General features: G+C 62.0%; 17 protein-coding genes. 6 read left to right on the top strand and 11 right to left on the bottom strand.

Features of this window, described 5'->3' with window-relative positions:
* Positions 1 to 432 precede the first annotated feature (432 nt).
* The 7 genes from ACNA0I_RS20195 to rpe all read right to left on the bottom strand — a co-directional run bounded on the left by ACNA0I_RS20195 (position 433) and on the right by rpe (position 6694).
* On the bottom strand, positions 433 to 618 hold the full coding sequence (locus ACNA0I_RS20195) for a hypothetical protein (RefSeq protein WP_415807824.1): 186 nt from the start codon (positions 616 to 618) through the stop codon (positions 433 to 435).
* Positions 619 to 672: 54 nt separating this feature from the next.
* Positions 673 to 1461, bottom strand: coding sequence for an indole-3-glycerol phosphate synthase TrpC (gene trpC / locus ACNA0I_RS20190; RefSeq protein WP_415807823.1), 789 nt, complete (start codon positions 1459 to 1461; stop codon positions 673 to 675).
* Positions 1458 to 2489, bottom strand: coding sequence for an anthranilate phosphoribosyltransferase (gene trpD, locus ACNA0I_RS20185; RefSeq protein ID WP_415807822.1), 1032 nt, complete (start codon positions 2487 to 2489; stop codon positions 1458 to 1460). The genes trpC and trpD overlap by 4 nt, the downstream gene beginning before the upstream one ends.
* A 19-nt stretch (positions 2490 to 2508) precedes the next feature.
* A complete protein-coding gene (locus ACNA0I_RS20180; RefSeq protein WP_415807821.1) occupies positions 2509 to 3072 on the bottom strand; it encodes an aminodeoxychorismate/anthranilate synthase component II in 564 nt (187 codons plus the stop codon).
* A gap of 134 nt (positions 3073 to 3206) precedes the next feature.
* Positions 3207 to 4727 (bottom strand): anthranilate synthase component I, encoded by a 1521-nt coding sequence (gene trpE / locus ACNA0I_RS20175; protein WP_415807820.1) that lies wholly within the window; start codon positions 4725 to 4727, stop codon positions 3207 to 3209.
* Between the two features lie 226 nt (positions 4728 to 4953).
* Positions 4954 to 5649 (bottom strand): phosphoglycolate phosphatase, encoded by a 696-nt coding sequence (locus tag ACNA0I_RS20170; RefSeq protein ID WP_415807819.1) that lies wholly within the window; start codon positions 5647 to 5649, stop codon positions 4954 to 4956.
* A gap of 337 nt (positions 5650 to 5986) precedes the next feature.
* Positions 5987 to 6694 carry a ribulose-phosphate 3-epimerase gene (rpe, locus tag ACNA0I_RS20165; protein WP_415807818.1) on the bottom strand — a complete coding sequence of 236 codons (708 nt, stop codon included), beginning with the start codon at positions 6692 to 6694 and terminating at the stop codon, positions 5987 to 5989.
* A gap of 126 nt (positions 6695 to 6820) precedes the next feature.
* Between rpe and apaG the strand changes: the two genes are divergently transcribed.
* Genes apaG through ACNA0I_RS20140 form a run of 5 tightly spaced genes read left to right on the top strand, consistent with a single transcriptional unit; the run spans position 6821 to position 11477 of the window.
* Positions 6821 to 7195, top strand: coding sequence for a Co2+/Mg2+ efflux protein ApaG (gene apaG, locus ACNA0I_RS20160; protein WP_094824250.1), 375 nt, complete (start codon positions 6821 to 6823; stop codon positions 7193 to 7195).
* Positions 7196 to 7222: 27 nt separating this feature from the next.
* Complete coding sequence (mltA, locus tag ACNA0I_RS20155) at positions 7223 to 8521, top strand: murein transglycosylase A (RefSeq protein WP_415807817.1); 1299 nt, start codon at positions 7223 to 7225, stop codon at positions 8519 to 8521.
* Positions 8518 to 9687: a UbiH/UbiF family hydroxylase gene (locus ACNA0I_RS20150; RefSeq protein ID WP_415807816.1), complete on the top strand. Its 1170-nt coding sequence runs from the start codon at positions 8518 to 8520 to the stop codon at positions 9685 to 9687. The genes mltA and ACNA0I_RS20150 overlap by 4 nt, the downstream gene beginning before the upstream one ends.
* A 19-nt stretch (positions 9688 to 9706) precedes the next feature.
* Positions 9707 to 10492, top strand: a complete 786-nt coding sequence (locus ACNA0I_RS20145) for a DsbC family protein (protein WP_415807815.1) — start codon at positions 9707 to 9709, stop codon at positions 10490 to 10492.
* 28 nt (positions 10493 to 10520) lie between these two features.
* Positions 10521 to 11477, top strand: coding sequence for a D-2-hydroxyacid dehydrogenase family protein (locus ACNA0I_RS20140; RefSeq protein ID WP_415807828.1), 957 nt, complete (start codon positions 10521 to 10523; stop codon positions 11475 to 11477).
* Between the two features lie 186 nt (positions 11478 to 11663).
* On the opposite strand, the gene ttcA is transcribed toward ACNA0I_RS20140, so the two are convergent.
* Together ttcA and folB are read right to left on the bottom strand one after the other, a co-directional pair.
* Positions 11664 to 12668: a tRNA 2-thiocytidine(32) synthetase TtcA gene (gene ttcA, locus ACNA0I_RS20135; protein ID WP_415807814.1), complete on the bottom strand. Its 1005-nt coding sequence runs from the start codon at positions 12666 to 12668 to the stop codon at positions 11664 to 11666.
* Between the two features lie 23 nt (positions 12669 to 12691).
* The gene (gene folB / locus ACNA0I_RS20130) at positions 12692 to 13051 is read right to left on the bottom strand and encodes a dihydroneopterin aldolase (protein ID WP_415807813.1); all 360 of its coding nucleotides are present in this window, start codon (positions 13049 to 13051) and stop codon (positions 12692 to 12694) included.
* Between the two features lie 125 nt (positions 13052 to 13176).
* On the opposite strand from folB, the gene ACNA0I_RS20125 reads away from it, so the two are divergent.
* Positions 13177 to 14079, top strand: a complete 903-nt coding sequence (locus ACNA0I_RS20125) for an NAD(P)/FAD-dependent oxidoreductase (protein WP_415807812.1) — start codon at positions 13177 to 13179, stop codon at positions 14077 to 14079.
* Between the two features lie 74 nt (positions 14080 to 14153).
* On the opposite strand, the gene ACNA0I_RS20120 is transcribed toward ACNA0I_RS20125, so the two are convergent.
* Together ACNA0I_RS20120 and ACNA0I_RS20115 are read right to left on the bottom strand one after the other, a co-directional pair.
* Complete coding sequence (locus tag ACNA0I_RS20120) at positions 14154 to 14915, bottom strand: maleate cis-trans isomerase family protein (protein ID WP_415807811.1); 762 nt, start codon at positions 14913 to 14915, stop codon at positions 14154 to 14156.
* A 103-nt stretch (positions 14916 to 15018) separates the two neighbouring features.
* Positions 15019 to 15981, bottom strand: coding sequence for a Bug family tripartite tricarboxylate transporter substrate binding protein (locus ACNA0I_RS20115; RefSeq protein WP_415807810.1), 963 nt, complete (start codon positions 15979 to 15981; stop codon positions 15019 to 15021).
* Positions 15982 to 16121 lie beyond the last annotated feature (140 nt).

Here is a 16121-nt window from a genome sequence, read left to right as displayed (position 1 = left end):
GGCCAAACTCGCTNCGCTCAAACATGCCCAGCCGACTGCCCCCCGCCTGACAAGGCAGGTTCGGCGGGCTCTACGGGCCGGCACGGCGCCCACGCCCCCGGCAGGGACTCACAGTGGTGGCATGCCGAGGTTGTTCAGGGCAGGGACTCACAGTGGTGGCATGCCGAGGTTGTTCAGGGCAGGGACTCACAGTGGCGGCATGCCGAGGTTGTTCAGGGTAGGGACTCACAGTGGCGGCATGTCGAGGTTGTGCGGATTTGTTTTGGGGGGCCGTGTGTCTCGAGTGGACACGGGCTGATGCTGAGTACGGCCGTCGTGGCTTCGATCAGACACCGATGTTGGGTTGGGGCACCGTGTGACCAGGCGTCCGTATCGGATGGCGTACTTTGGCGTTCCACGGCGAGAGCCGATCAATACCTCGTGCTCGGGCGTTTAGATGCCGGTATTGGGGTAATTGGGGCCGGCGTCATGGAAGCCGCCGTTGCTGTAAGGGTTGACTGCGCCGGGGTGTGGAGGACCTGGGTTGTCGAGCGATGCGCAGCCGGTGAGGAGTGCGGTGAGGGCGATCAGCGCGAGGGTGGTGCGCAGGGCTGGCACGGTGGCACGAGAGGATTTCATGGCGGGTCTCCGGGAGTTGCGGTGCACAGTGGTCTGCCACCGCAAATCTAGGGGTTAGCGCATCAGGCGCGCCAATTCGGCGCCGGGGTCTTCGGCGCGCATGAAGGCTTCGCCTACGAGGAAGGCGTCGACTTTGTGGCTGCGCATGAGCTTGACGTCGTCGGGCGTCAGGATGCCGCTCTCGGTGACGACGCGTTTGCCGGCCGGGATGTGCGGCAGCAGATCCAAGGTGTTTTGCAGGCTGGTTTCGAAGGTGCGCAGGTTGCGGTTGTTGATGCCCAGCAGGGTGGTTTTGAGGCTGAGGGCGATGTCCAGTTCTTTGGCATCGTGTACTTCGACCAGGACGTCCATGCCCAGCTCCATCGCCAATGTTTCCAGATCGCGTAGCTGGTTCGGTGCCAGGGCAGCTACGATCAGCAGGACGCAGTCGGCGCCCATGGCGCGGGCCGAGATGATCTGATAGGGATCAATGACGAAATCCTTGCGCAGCACGGGCAGCGGGCAGGCCGCGCGGGCGCGGCGCAGGTTGTCGTGCGAGCCCTGGAAAAATTGCACGTCTGTCAGTACGGACAGGCAGGCGGCGCCGTGCACGGCATAGGTTGCGGCGATCGCGGCAGGGTCGAAGTTTTCGCGCAAGACGCCTTTGGAGGGCGACGCCTTTTTCACCTCGGCAATGACGCCGGCATGGCCTTGTGCGATTTTGTCTTCGATGGCCTGGGCAAAGCCGCGTACGTCCTGGCGAGCCTGCGCTTCGCGCAAGAGCTCCGCTTCGCTGCGCAACTGGCGTGCCGTGGCGATCTCCTCTGCCTTTACGGCAAGGATCTTCGCAAGAATGTCGTTCATTTTTGAAATTTCCGGGTATAGGCGCAGAATTCTTCCAGCTTGGCGCGGGCCGAGCCGTTGGCAAGTGTTTCAAAGGCCATCGATAGTGCCTGGCCGATGGTATCGGCTTTGTTGCCGGCGTAGATCGCCAGCCCTGCGTTCAGGGCGACGATGTCGCGGGCAACGCCTTCGACATTGTCTAGGGCCTGGATGACGAGCTCGCGAGATTCCTCGCGGTTGGTCACTTTGATTCCTCGATTAGACACCATTGCCAGCCCATAGTCTTCTGGATGGATCTCGTATTCGCGGATTTGCCCGTCTTTGAGTTCGCCGACCAGTGTGGCGCCGCCAAGTGAGGCCTCGTCCATGCCGTCTCTGCCGTGCACGATCAGGACATGCCGAGAGCCCAGGCGCTGCAAGACGCGTACCTGGATGCCGACCAGGTCGGGGTGGAATACACCCATCAGTTGGTTGGCGGCTCCGGCGGGGTTGGTCAGCGGCCCCAGGATGTTGAAAATCGTGCGTACGCCCAGCTCTTTGCGGATGGGGGCGACGTTTTTCATGGCGCTGTGGTGCGCGGGAGCGAACATGAAACCGATGCCGGTCGCCTGCAGGCATTCGGCGACTTGTTCGGGGCTGAGGACCAGATTGGCGCCCAGGGCCTCCAGCACGTCGGCGCTGCCCGAGGACGATGACGCACTGCGGCCACCGTGCTTGGCGATGGGTACGCCAGCGGCAGCGGCGACAAACATGGCTGTGGTCGAAATGTTGAACGTGTGGCTGCCGTCGCCGCCTGTGCCGCACATGTCCAGCAGGTCTTCCGGGTTAGGGGTGACGACCGGCGTGGCGAATTCGCGCATGACCTGCGCCGCTGCGGTGATTTCTCCTACGGTTTCTTTCTTGACGCGCAGGCCCATGATGAGCGCACTGGCGATTTGGGGCGACATGTCGCCACGCATCAGCATCCGCATCAGATGCAGCATTTCGTCGTGGAAAATCTCACGGTGTTCGATGCATCGGGTCAGTGCTTCGGTGCAGGTGATGGTCATGATATTTGTCCCCTCGTTATTAGATGTTCAAAAAATTGCGCAGCATGTCATGCCCGTGCTCGCTCAATACCGATTCAGGATGGAACTGTACTCCGTACAGCGGCAGCGTTTTGTGGCGGACTCCCATGATGTCGCCGTCGGGGGCGGTGGCGGTGACTTCGAGGCAGTCTGGCAGGGTCTTGGGGTCGATGGTCAGCGAGTTGTAGCGGATCACGGTATACGGCGTCGGCAGGCCGGCGAATATGTCGGTGCCGGTATGCGAGACCTGTATCGTTTTGCCATGCATGATTTGCTGCGCTCGCACAATATCGCCGCCGTAGGCCGCGCCGATGGCTTGATGGCCCAGGCATACGCCCAGGATCGGGACTTGTCCGGCAAAGCGTTGGATGAGCGGGACGGAGACGCCGGCTTCGGCCGGTGAGCAAGGGCCGGGCGATACGCAGATGCGATCGGGTTTCATGGCCGCGATTTCGTCGAGCGTGATCTGGTCATTGCGGACAACCTGAACGTCTTCGCCGAGTTCGCCGAAGTACTGCACGAGGTTGTAGGTAAAGGAATCGTAGTTGTCTAGCATCAACAGCATGGGGCACCTGCGAGGATGAATGGCGCGGTCGCTTGGAATCCGTGCATTGTTCTTTAAGAGGCGGCCTTGGACGTGTTGTTCAAGGGTGGCCGTCGGCCGCTGCGTATTTGGTCCGATATCGGTAGTGACTGTCCTTAGATCGGTTCGTCCAATCCGTGTTGCACTTGTTCAGCCGCCCGCAATACCGCGCGTGCCTTGGCTTCCGTTTCGGCCCATTCCAGTTCGGGGTTGGAATCGGCGACGATGCCGGCGGCAGCCTGGACGTACAGCATGCCGTTCTTGATGACGCCGGTGCGGATGGCGATGGCGACGTCCATTTCGCCGCCGTAGCTCAAGTAGCCGGCTGCGCCGCCATAAATGCCGCGGCGCACCGGTTCGAGCTCGTCGATGATTTCCATGGCGCGGACTTTGGGAGCGCCGGTCAAGGTGCCGGCGGGGAACGCTGCGCGCAACACATCCATGCTGCTCATGCCGGGGTTCAGATTGCCGGTCACGTTCGACACGAGATGCATCACATGCGAATAGCGTTCGATGGTCATGGTGTCGGTGAGCTTGACGGAGCCGACTTCGGCGACGCGGCCCACGTCATTGCGGGCCAGGTCGATCAGCATGACGTGTTCTGCAATTTCCTTGGGGTCAGCCTGCAGTTCGGCGGCCAGTGCCAGATCCTGCTCGGGCGTGGCGCCGCGTTTGCGGGTGCCGGCTAGCGGGCGGATGGTGACTTGGGATTTGGCGACGCCGTTGTCCTGGATTTGCTCTTGGCGCACCAGGATTTCGGGGGATGACCCGACCACCTGAAAGTCGCCGAAATTCCAGTAGTACATGTAGGGCGACGGGTTCAACGAACGCAGGGCGCGATAGAGCGAGAGCGGCGAGTCGCGAAATGGTTTGGAGATGACCTGACCGATCTGTACCTGCATGAGATCGCCAGCGGCGATGTATTCCTTGGCGCGATGTACGGCGGCGAGATAGTCTTCTTTTTTGAAATCACGCTGCTCGTCGGTCAGCATGCTGGGGTGACTGTACGGAATGTCGACGGGGCGGCGCAGGCGGGTGCGCAAATCGAGCAGGCGGCGTTGGGCGCGGCTGTAGGCTTCGGGCTGACGTGGGTCGGCGTACACCATCAGATAGGTGCGACCCGCCAGGTTGTCGACGATGACCAGTTCGTCGACGTGCATCAACATGATGTCGGGGGTGCCACCATCCATGCCGTCGGGAAATGGCTTGACGGCGGGTCCGAGGCGCGGCTCGATGTGACGGACGGTGTCGTAGCCGAAATAGCCGGCCAGGCCGCCGCAGAAACGTGGCATGCCGGGGGGCAGGGCGACTTTGAAACGTGCCTGGTACTGTTCGATGAAGGCCAGCGGGTCGCCCTCGTGGGTTTCGACGACCTGACGGTCGTGCAAAACCTCGGTGGTTGTGCCGCTGGCGCGGATCACCGTATGGGCAGGCAGGCCGATGAATGAATAACGCCCAAAACGCTCGCCGCCTACGACGGATTCCATCAGGCAGCTCATGTGGCCGTTTTGCGGGCCGCTATGGGCGAGCTTCAGGTAAATGGCCAGCGGGGTGTCCAGATCGGCGTAGGTTTCCGAGATGAGAGGGATTCGGTTGTATCCCTGGGCCGCCAGAGCTTTGAATTCGATTTCGGTCATTTCAGATTTCTCGTTGGTGACCGGGCACATCAACAAAAAAGCCCGGTCCAGTGTGTGGGTCCGGGCTTTGGCGCTGTTTTTATGCAGCTGCGGCGCTGGGATGCTGACGCGTCCAGGGCCGGGAAGGAACTATCGCCACCCGGAAGACAAACGCCACCAACGCCACGAGGCGTTGCGCATTTGGTTCGAGAGACGAGCGTTCATATGAATCGGGTCTAGGTAAAAATCAAGCTTGTTGCTGTTCGGCGTTTTTGCGGGCGATCCACTCGGCCGCTTCAGCAATGCTGGCAACTATACCATCGACATCCAATCCGTGCACGTCCTGGCCTTCGTTGTAGCCGTACGGTACTGCCAGCACCTGGATGCCGGCGGCACGGCCGGCTTGGGCGTCGTTGACCGAGTCGCCGATGGCGAGTGCCTGGTCAGGGGTGACGCCCAGGCGTTCGCAGGCGTAGAACATCTGGTCAGGATCGGGTTTGCGGCGCTCGCAGGTGTCGCCGCAGACGATCTCCTGGAAAAAGCCGGCCAGGCCCGTGCGTTGCAGTAGCGGGATGGTGAATTCGGTCGGCTTGTTGGTGACAACAGCCAGCTTGAGACCCTGCTCGCGCATGGCTTTCAAGCCCTCGATGACGCCGTTGAAAATGGTGGCCTTGTCGCCGTTGACCAGGTGATAGTGGCGATAGAACGATTCGCGGGCGCGTTCGAATTCGGCGGGCTCGGGGTCGGCTGCGTGCAGGGATCCGGCCAGGGCGCGGCGCACCAGGTTGTCGACGCCTTTACCGACGAAGGTCGCCACGATGTCTTCGTGCAAGGCGGGCATGCCCAGCTCGATGCGCATGGCGTTGGCGGCGTGGGCTAGATCGGGGATGGAATCCAGCAGGGTGCCATCTAGGTCTAGCAGGACGGCTTGGAAGGTGGTCATGAGAGGGGTCCGTCGTCGTAATGAGGTTTAGCGGTTCAAAAGAGGCCACAGGCGGGGTTCTTGAGGCGTTTGTCCCAGCCGGTGAGCAGTGGCGGGCGGGCCTGGTCGGCTGACTCGTCCCCTCAACGGGGACTCGGCCTTCGTCTGCATCTCATCGGCGGGCCGGGGGCCAAACTCGCTTCGCTCAAACATGGTCCTCGGACTTCCCCCGCCGATGGGATGCGGGCTCGGCAGCCTCCGACAGGCCCGCCCGCCACTGCTCACCGGCTGGGACAAACTCGCGTCAGAGGCACGCTGATGGGGTGGCACGGTTTTTTTTCGCTCAAAGGTACGGGGCTTAAACCGTCAGTGTTCCGGCTTTGGCGATTTCGTCGCGCAGGTCCTGGATGACTTTGGTGTAATCCGGTTTGCCAAAAATGGCCGAGCCGGCGACAAAGGTGTCCGCGCCAGCGGCGCGGATTTGCGCGATGTTGTCGACTTTGACGCCGCCGTCCACCTCCAGCAGGATGGGCTGTCCGCCGTCCTGGACCCAGCGGTCGATGCGCTGGCGGGCGTCGCGCAGTTTGTCCAGCGTGGAGGGAATGAAGCTCTGTCCCCCAAAACCGGGATTGACCGACATCAGCAGGACGACGTCCAGCAAGTCCATCACGTGGTCCATGGCGTCGAGCGAGCTGGCCGGGTTGAACACCAGGCCGGCCTGACAGCCGTGGTCGCGGATCAATGACAGGGTCCGGTGCACATGGCGCGAGGCTTCGGGATGAAAGGTGATGATGTTGGCGCCGGCTTTGGCGAACTGAGGGATCAGTTCGTCCACGGGCTCGACCATCAGGTGCACGTCGATCGGCACCTGGACGTGCGGCCGGATGGCGGCGCACACCATGGGCCCGATGGTCAGGTTGGGAACGTAATGGTTGTCCATCACGTCGAAATGGATCCAGTCGGCGCCGGCGGCGACGACGTTGCGGACTTCCTCGCCCAGGCGGGCGAAGTCTGCGGACAGGATGCTGGGGGCGATACGGGTGAGGGCCGAGGATGAGGCGGGCATGATGATCAGGTTTCCACGGGCATAATGTGCCATTATTGTAATTTGCCGCGCGCGACGGTCGCCTGACAGGGCAATTTGTCGCTCGGCGCGTTGTCTAACCGCCTTTGTGCTCCTCGGAAAAGGCCCGTGAAACCGTACGACCTGACCGTCTCCGTTGCTCCGCGATTCGTGCCCGAGCAATCTGATCCCGCCGAACAGCAGTATGTGTTCGCCTATACCATCCGTATCACCAACACCGGCGAGCATCCCGCGCAGGTCATCAGCCGTCACTGGATCATCACCGACGGTAACCAGCACGTCGAAGAAGTCCGCGGGTTGGGCGTGGTGGGCCAACAGCCCTTGCTGGCTCCTGGCGAAACTTTTGAATACACCAGCGGCTGTCCGCTGCCTACGCCTGTCGGTACCATGCGAGGGACTTACCACTGCGTGGGCGAAAACGGCATCCCGTTTGAGGTGCCGATTGCCGAATTCCTGCTGGCCATGCCGCGTACCTTGCATTGACGGATTGACCGTCCCACTAGATTGCCCATGAATCGTCTTCTGAAATTGTTGTGCCTGTCGCCCCTGTTGGCGGCATTGGCGTCCTGCACTACGCCACCGCCTTCCGCAAGCGGCGAGCCTGGCCAGCCCGGCTCGGTTAATGTGTCTGATACGGGGCCCTTGGTGGTGCCGCCGTTGAACGCCTTGCGGGATACGCCCGCGCGGACGTTGGCCGGCCGCTTTCAACGCGCCGCCTGGGCCGAGCTGCCGGGATGGAGCAATGACGATCTGTCGCGTTTCTGGCCGCTGTTTCTGCGCAATTGCCAGGGCCTGATGCGGCAGACGACTGGCAATCTGGCTGCCCCGGCGCGTGCGACGCCGCGTGCATGGCAGCCGGTGTGCGCGGCTGCCGTCAGTCTCGGCAAGACGGCCCCGGATGCGGTGACGGTGCGCCAGTTCTTGCAGACCCAGTTGCAGCCCTGGCGCTTGAATGGCGCCGATAATCGGCCTGCGTCCAACACAGTGACCGGATATTACGAGCCTCTCGTGACTGGCTCGCGCACGCAAGGCGGTCCGTATCAATGGCCGTTGTACGCGGTGCCAGACGATTTGCTAACCATTGATCTGGGGGCGGTGTATCCCGATCTGGCCGGCAAACGGGTGCGCGGCAAACTGGTGGGCAAGCGCGTGGTGCCTTATGACACGCGCGCGGCGATCGCATCCTCGGGCAACCGTCCTCCGGTGATTGTCTGGGTGGACGATCCGGTCGATAACTTCTTCTTGCAAGTGCAGGGCTCCGGCCGTGTTCTGCTCAAAGACGGCCCCGACGCGGGGACGACGATACGTGTCGCGTATGCGGATCACAACGGTCAACCGTATGCGTCGATTGGCCGTTGGCTGATCGACAAGGGCGAGCTGCGCGCCAATGAGGCGTCGATGCAGAATATCCGCGCCTGGGCGCAGCGTAATCCCGCACGTGTTCAGGAAATGTTGAACGCCAACCCTGCCGTGGTGTTTTTCCGCGAAGAGGCGGTGGTCGACCCCGAGCTCGGGCCCAAGGGAGCTTACGGCATCGCCCTCGCGGCGCATCGTTCCATTGCGGTGGATACCAGTTTCGTGCCACTGGGCACGCCGGTGTATCTCGCGACCACCTGGCCGGCGTCGGATCGCCCGTTGCAGGGGCTGGTATTTGCCCAGGACACGGGGGCTGCGATCAAGGGGGCAGCGCGCGCCGACTTTTACTGGGGGTTCGGCGATGAGGCCGGCGCCCAGGCTGGCCGCATGAAACAGCGTGGCCAGATGTGGGTGCTGTGGCCGAAGCAGGCCGGGGAGCCCTCCGCACGATGACTAGCCCGATTGTGATTTGCGGTGCGGGGATCGTGGGTCTGGCCAGCGCCTTGGCGTTGGCCCGGCGTGGTCAGCGCGTGACGCTGTTGGCGCCGCCCGCAACGGTGCCCGCTGCCAGCGCCGATGTCTACCACCCGCGGGTCTATGCGATTTCTCCGGCCAGCCAGCGCTTTCTGGCCGAGCTGGGCGTCTGGGACGCCATGCCTGCCTCGCGCATCACGCCGGTAGAGGCGATGGAAATTCATGGCGACGCAGATGGGCGGGTAGAGTTGAACGCGTGGCAGGCGGCCCAGCCGCAGTTGGCGTGGATTGTCGAGTCTGGTGAAATCGAGCGTGTGTTGCTGCAGGCTGTGCGCATGTTCGGGATCGCCTGGTTGACAGAGCGTTGCGTCGATTACCGCCAGGGGGCTGTACAAACCAGCGCTGGCGATTGGATCAAAGCCGAGTTGTTCGTGGGCGCCGACGGCGCCTCGTCGCCGCTGCGTACCGCTGCAGGCATGCAGCACACGTCGGTGCCGTATAACGACACGGGTCTGGTGGTGCATCTGAATGCCGAGCGGCCGCATCACGGCACGGCATTTCAATGGTTTCGCGACGACGGCGTGTTGGCGTTGCTGCCCTTGCCCGATACGGCCGATGGGCCTCAGGTATCGATGGTGTGGTCCATGCATGACGCGCAGGCCGCAACCCTGCAGGCCTTGGACCCCGATGCGCAGGCAGCGCAGTTGGAGCAAATGCTCTTGCATGCGACCCATGGCCGTCTGGGCCGGCTGCAGGTGCGCAGCAAACTGCACGGGTTCCCGCTGACCCTGGATCAAGGGCGCATGACGGCGCCCGGAATTGCCTTGGCGGGCGACGCGGCGCATCGTGTGCATCCGCTGGCCGGACAAGGCCTGAATCTGGGCTTGGGCGACGTCGAGGCATTGGCTCGTGTCGTGGCCGAGCGCGAGCCTTATCGCCAGGCAGGCGATGAGCGCGTGTTGCGCCGTTATCAGCGTGCCCGTGCGGAATCAGTATTGGCGATGCGCGTGGCCACCGACGGCCTGCATCGTTTGTTTGGCGCACGCAATGCGCCGCTGGCATGGCTGCGCAACGCGGGAATGCGTTGGGTGGATGCGGCGCCGCTGGTGAAACGTTATTTGATCGATGGCGCCTCGCGTAATTGAGACGCCCGAAGGAGCATGAATGAGTTTCCGTTTTTCGTCTTGCCTGGCCAAGGTATTGTGTGCCGCCGGGCTCGTATGGTCAGTGGGCGCCTGGGCACAGGCTGGATCGTCGGCACCGGCAGATGTGGCCCCGGCCGGACAGTCGGCCAAGAGTGACACCTCCGCGTCGGATCCCGCCGCCCAGGCGGTCGCCAAACGTTTTGGCGAGTTGTTTACCGACTTGGAAGTCACTGCAGTGCGTCGTACGCCGTACGGGATTTACGAGGTGCAGGTCGGTAGCGATCTGATCTACACCGACGAAAAGGTCACGTGGGTCATGGAAGGCCCGCTCATCGATGCCGCCACGCGTCGTGACGTGACGCGCGAGAGCCTGGAAAAGCTGGGCTCTGTGTCGTTCGATCAATTGCCGCTGGACTTGGCCGTCAAGCAGGTGCGCGGCAACGGGGCTCGCAAAATGGCGATTTTCGAGGATCCGAACTGCGGCTATTGCAAGCAACTGCACAAGACGCTGAAAGACGAAGACAACGTCACGATTTATACGTTCCTGTATCCCATTCTGGCGCCGGATTCGACCATCAAATCGCGTGATGTGTGGTGCGCCAAAGACCCGGCCAAAACTTGGCAGGATTGGATGCTCGACGGCAAAAAGCCGCCGACCGCCGAGTGCGATGCTCCGATTCAGCAGGTCCTGGCCTTGGGCCAGAAACTGATGGTGCGCGGCACGCCCGCGATATTTTTCCAGGACGGCAGCCGGGTTAATGGCGCCGCGCCGTTAGAGATGGTTCGGAGCCATTTGGGCAAATAACCGGAGACTTACCGTGAGTGCGGATACGATCAGCATTGCGTTACTCGATGACTATCATGGCGTGGCCGAGCGTTACGCCGACTGGACGACGTTGGGACCGAATGTGCGCGTCCAGGCGTTTCGCGATTATTTGCCCGAGGGGGATCGCGTCGCAGCCTTGCAGTCTTTTGATGTGATCGTGGCAATGCGCGAGCGCACGCCGTTTCCGGCGGCGCTGATCGAATCGTTGCCCAAGCTGCGGCTCTTGGTCACCACCGGGATGCGTAATCTGGCGATTGATCTCGACGCCTGCACGCGTCGTGGCATCGTTGTGTGCGGTGCGCCGGGCAGTCCGGATGCCAATACCGCGACCTCGGAACTGGCCTGGACGCATATTCTCGCCTTGTTCAAGAACCTGACTATCGAGGACGCCAATATGCGCCGCGGCCTGTGGCAAACCGGGATGCCGAGGCCTATCGCGGGCAAGCGGCTCGGCGTGGTCGGCCTGGGCAAACTCGGTACCGCAGTGGCCCAGGTGGGCAAAGCGTTCGGAATGAGCGTGCAAGCCTGGAGCCCGAACCTCACGCCTGAGCGGGCGGAGCAGGCGGGTGTCGAGTACGCGTCCAAGCAAACCTTGTTTGCCGAAGCTGACGTGATCAGTCTGCATTTGATCCTGAGCGATCGTACGCGCCACGTGGTGGACGCGGCCGCATTGTCGGCAATGAAGCCTTCGGCATTCCTGGTCAACACCTCTCGTGCCGGGCTGGTGGACCAGGAGGCATTGCTGGATGCGTTGCGTAAAGGGCGTATCGCAGGTGCCGGCCTGGATGTCTTCGAAGAAGAGCCGTTGCCGCCCACCGATGCCTTGCGTGCGTTGGATAACGTCATCCTGACCCCGCACCTGGGATATGTCAGTCCCGAAAACTTCACCGCGTTCTATCGCAGTGCGGCCGAGTCGGTGCAGGCGTGGCTGGCAGGCAAGCCGGTACGCGTGTTGAACGCTTGAGTGAGGCGTTCCCGACGCCCGATGTCGGTCAGTCCTTGGATTCGGCAGGACGGGACAGGGCAGGGCCCGGCGAGGCCAATTCCTGAGGCTCAGGCTGCCGCGCCGGACGCCGTCGATGTCTTATGAATCGCCGAGCATGGGCACGTGGATGCGTGCCGCTCGTGCCCGGTTCCCCTGCCAGCATTTTTACCTGCGCGTGAACACGATTTTTTGCTCGGCCATCGGCTCGTCTGCCGAGCGATGGTTGCGCGTGGTGTCGCCATCGCCAGCCTCGTCATGACAGCCCTGATCCGTGTTCGACGCGGCATCATTGGCGGGGTCTACTGTGTCAAACGCGGTATCGCCATTGACGTCCGGCACGCCTGTGGGTTTCAGTCCCACGAAATCAAACAAGTCACGATCCATCAAGTGCGATGGCACGACGCTGGACAGCGCGCTAAACACGTTCCACGAGCGGCCCGGATGCTGGCGATCCCAATCGCGGATCATGCGCGAAACTTCCTGGCGTTTCAGGTTTTCCTGCGAGCCGCAGAGATTGCACGGAATGATGGGGAACTGCTTGAGCTTTGCGTACGCGATCAGATCGCTTTCGGGCACATAGGCCAACGGCCGGATGACGGTATGGCGGCCGTCGTCCGAGACGAGTTTCGGCGGCATGGCTTTGGCCTTGCCGCCGTAGAACAGATTCAGGAAGAACGTGGCGAGAATATCGTCGCGATGGTGGCCCAGCGCGATTTTGGTCGCGCCCAGTTCGTCGGCTACGCGATACAGAATGCCGCGCCGCAGACGCGAGCACAGCGAACACATGGTCTTGCCTTCGGGAATGACCCGGGTCACGATCGAATACGTGTCCTGTGTCTCGATATGAAAGGGCACGCCGAGCGAGGTCAAATAGGTGGGCAGCACGTCGGGCGGAAAGCCCGGCTGTTTCTGATCCAGGTTGACCGCGACGATGTCGAACGGAAAAGGCGCGCGTTTACGCAGGCTGATCAGAATGTCGAGCAGTGCGTAGGAGTCTTTGCCACCGGACAGGCACACCATGACGCGGTCGCCCGCTTCGATCATGTTGTAGTCACTGAGCGCGCGCGTCGTTTCGCGCGCCAGGCGCTTGGTGAGCTTGTTGCCTTCGTGGCGGATTTTTTCTTCTGCACGTGTGCGGAAGGCCGCCGGGGTATCGCTGATAGCTTGCATGAGAGTTACGCCGTCACAGCGGCTTAACGATTGATCTGAATTTCTACGCCGACGGCGGCGCAGTCCGAAAACGCCATCGGTTTGCTGATGCGCAGTTTCACGGCGCGTACCTCGGCAAAGTCGCGCAGCAGCCGGTGGGCGACTTGTTCGGACAGGGTTTCGATCAGGTTGACATGAGCCTGGGTGCATTCCTCGACGATGGCTTCGCGCAGGCGGCGGTAATCCAGCACGCTGTGGATGTCATGATCATCGACATCACGGGTGATATCGACGTCGAATTCCGCATCGATGTGCAGCGGCTGTGTGGCCCGGCGTTCGTGTTCCAGAATGCCAATGCGGGCATCCAGGGCCAGCCCGGAAAGAAAAATGCGGCGTGTAGGCATGATGTCTACCTGGTAGAGAGAATCGGAATTGTAAGGCGACCGGCGCCTATCGCTACAATTCCGCCTATACGCCCCTCGGTTTCCTTGGGAGGGTGCGGGATAGCCACACACGGAATACGACAACCATGCAGCAATATGACGCGATCATCGTGGGCGGCGGTCCGGCCGGCGCCTCGTGCGCGATTTGGCTGGCTCGCCTGGGTTTGTCCCCCATGCTGATCGAGGCGAGTTCACGCCTGGGAGGCTTGGGTAACGATAACCCCTTTGCCGACGATTGGATCGCGGTATTGCCAGGGGTGACCGGCCAACAGACGGCGGCCAATATCGCCGAAAGCGTGCGGGCAGCTCAGGTGCCTGTGCGTTTGACGGCTCGTGCGCAGCAAGCTCGCCGCGTCGAGAGCGGTTTCGAGGTGGACTTTGGTATGGCAGGCAGGGGCATGGAAACCGTGTCCGGCCGATCCTTGGTGATTGCCTCTGGCGTGCGTGCGCGTGGCTTGCCCGGACATCCGGCCGGCGCCCGTTGGCCCGGCGTATTTATCGGCCCGGGCTCATCCATCGTGGCGCAAGACTACACGGGCCTGTCCGTCGCTGTGCTGGGCGGGGGCGACAACGCCTACGAGAACTTTGTCTATGTGCGCAACCGGGGGGCGCGCGACGTGCATCTGTATGCGCGCAGCGTGCGCGCGCAGCAGCAGTGGGTGGCCCGCGCAGGCGAGGACGGCGTGCGCGTGGGCCCCTATCAAGTCGATCCCGTAGCGCGTACGGTCGACGGGCGCGCCTATGATCTCATCCTCGTCTTTTACGGCTGGGAGCCGCAGGCGGCGTTCGCCGAAGGGCTGGCTTTGCAATACGGCGAGCGTGGCTATATCCAGACCCACAGTGCTACGGCCGAGACCACCGTGCCCGACACCTACGCCATCGGAGAAGTCGCCAACCGCATGCATCCCTGCGTCGTGACCTCGATGGCCGACGGCGTGGTCGCCGCCAAGGCGATTCAACGCCGTTGGGAGCGCGATACGCAGCGATGAGGCGGGTCGCTGAGGCTCTCTACTCGTTCATCGGGGACGATGTGTCTGGCCCCCGGGGAGGCCAGCTCCGTGTTTCAGTATTTGCCTGTCAGCAGTTCACCCGCGTCCGGAACGCGGGTTTCCAGCTGCAGTACTTGCAGCATGCGATAGACCGTCGCGGCTGCAGCCGTGATCACGGGCAGGCCCAGCCGGTCCTGCACCGGCTGAATCGATGCCAGCGAGGGCATCTGTACGCAGGCTGAAAGGACCACAGCGTCCACGCCATGGGTGTTCAGACGGTTGACGTGTTCGGCTGGCGCCAACGGGTTTTGTGCGCCGACCTGCAGATTGTCGGGAATTTCCAGCGATACGCTGTCGTGCACCTCGATGCCTTCATTTTCGATGTAGTCCACGACCAATTTGGTCAGGGGCTTCATATAGGGGGTCAAAATCGCGACCTTGCGCGCGCCGATGGCATGCAGGCCTTCGACCAGCGCGCCTGCGCTGGAAATGACCGGGGCAGGACCACCATTGTCCACGGTCGCCTGGTGTAGACGTTCCTGGGAGACCCGGTGATAGCCCAGGCCTTGGCTCATGATGGCCACCAGGCAGGCATAGCCCAGCACATCGACACGCGCATCAGACAGCTCTTGTGCGCAGCGGTCAGACTCTTTGTCCATCGAGGCCAGTTCGGCGGCCGTGACTTGCTTCATCCGCATGCGGCTGGAATGAAAGGTATAGCGCTCGGGGGCAAATGCTTCGCGTCGCCGCAGCATTGCCGGGATTTCCGTTTCCATGGTTGTATTGGAGCTCGGAACGATTTGGCCGATCCGAATGGTACGGGGCGATGAGGTCATATGAAATCTCCAGAAAAAAGGCGCAAGGCGCCCTGCCGCCCAGCAGGGCGGGACATAGAAGTTGTGATGTCAGAACGGCGGAAAGGGGCAGGCCGCCAGTGCGTTATTCAGCGGTAATGCCTGCCTCTGCCACGGTACGTTTCCAATAGGCCAGCTCGGTATCGACGCGTTTTTGCAGTATCGCCGGCCCTTCGAAACGGGCCTCGATACCGGCCGCTTGCGCGTTCTGCTGAGTAGAGGCTTGTTTGAGCGCGGCCTCGACGCTGGCCGCCAGCTTGTCGATGACCGGCTGTGGCGTGCCGGCTGGCGCGAACAATGCGACCCACGACTCCAACTGATAGCCGGGCAAGCCGGCTTCGGCCGTTGTCGGTACGTCGGGCAACATGGGGTGGCGCTTGTCGCTGGTGACGGCCAGTGCTCGTAGTTTGCCGGTTTGCACGTGACCCATGACGGAGGGGGGCGTTGTGATGAAAACCTGGACATTGCCCGCCAATACATCCTTGATCGCAGCGCCAGAGCCGCGATAGGGAACGTGCGTCATGTCGGCCCCGGTCTGTTGCTTGAACACCTCGGTGCCCAGGTGCGATACCGAGCCTACACCCTGCGAGGCGTAGTTGATCGCCCCCGGTGACTGTTTCACCTCGTTGATAAAGTCCGTCAGCGTGGCGGCCTTGATTTTGGAAGGGTTGACCGCGATCACGTTGCTGGAAATCGTGATGAGACCCACCGGCACAAAATCTTTCGGCGCCCAGGGCAGGTTGTTGCTCAGGTTAGGGTTGCCCACGTGATAGGCGGAATACGAGACCAGCAGCGTATAGCCATCGGGCTGGGATCTTGCCACGGCTTGATAGGCGATATTGCCGCTGCCACCATCCTTGTTTTCCACGACCACGGATTGGCCTAACGCGGTGCTCAGAGGTTCCGCGACAATGCGTGCCGAAGTATCGACGAGCCCGCCGGGAGGGTTGGGAACGACCATTGTCACAGAGCGGGCAGGGAAATCGTCCGCCGCCTGGGCTGTGAGGGTCATCGCCACGAGGATGGTGCCCGCAAATAGCTTCTGCATGAGTGTCTCGTAATAGTTTTCTGCGTCTTGCAGGAAAGGTTCAGGTTCATTTTGAACCCGTGGAACAATAGTTTCCAATATCGTTTTTGTCTTATTTGATATCTTTGGCAAATTATTCCGCGTGATCGCATGGTACGTTC

This window comes from Bordetella muralis (genome assembly GCF_965139205.1).
Lineage (GTDB): Bacteria > Pseudomonadota > Gammaproteobacteria > Burkholderiales > Burkholderiaceae_B > Bordetella_A > Bordetella_A muralis.
This window is presented reverse-complemented; position numbering and strand designations above follow the sequence as displayed.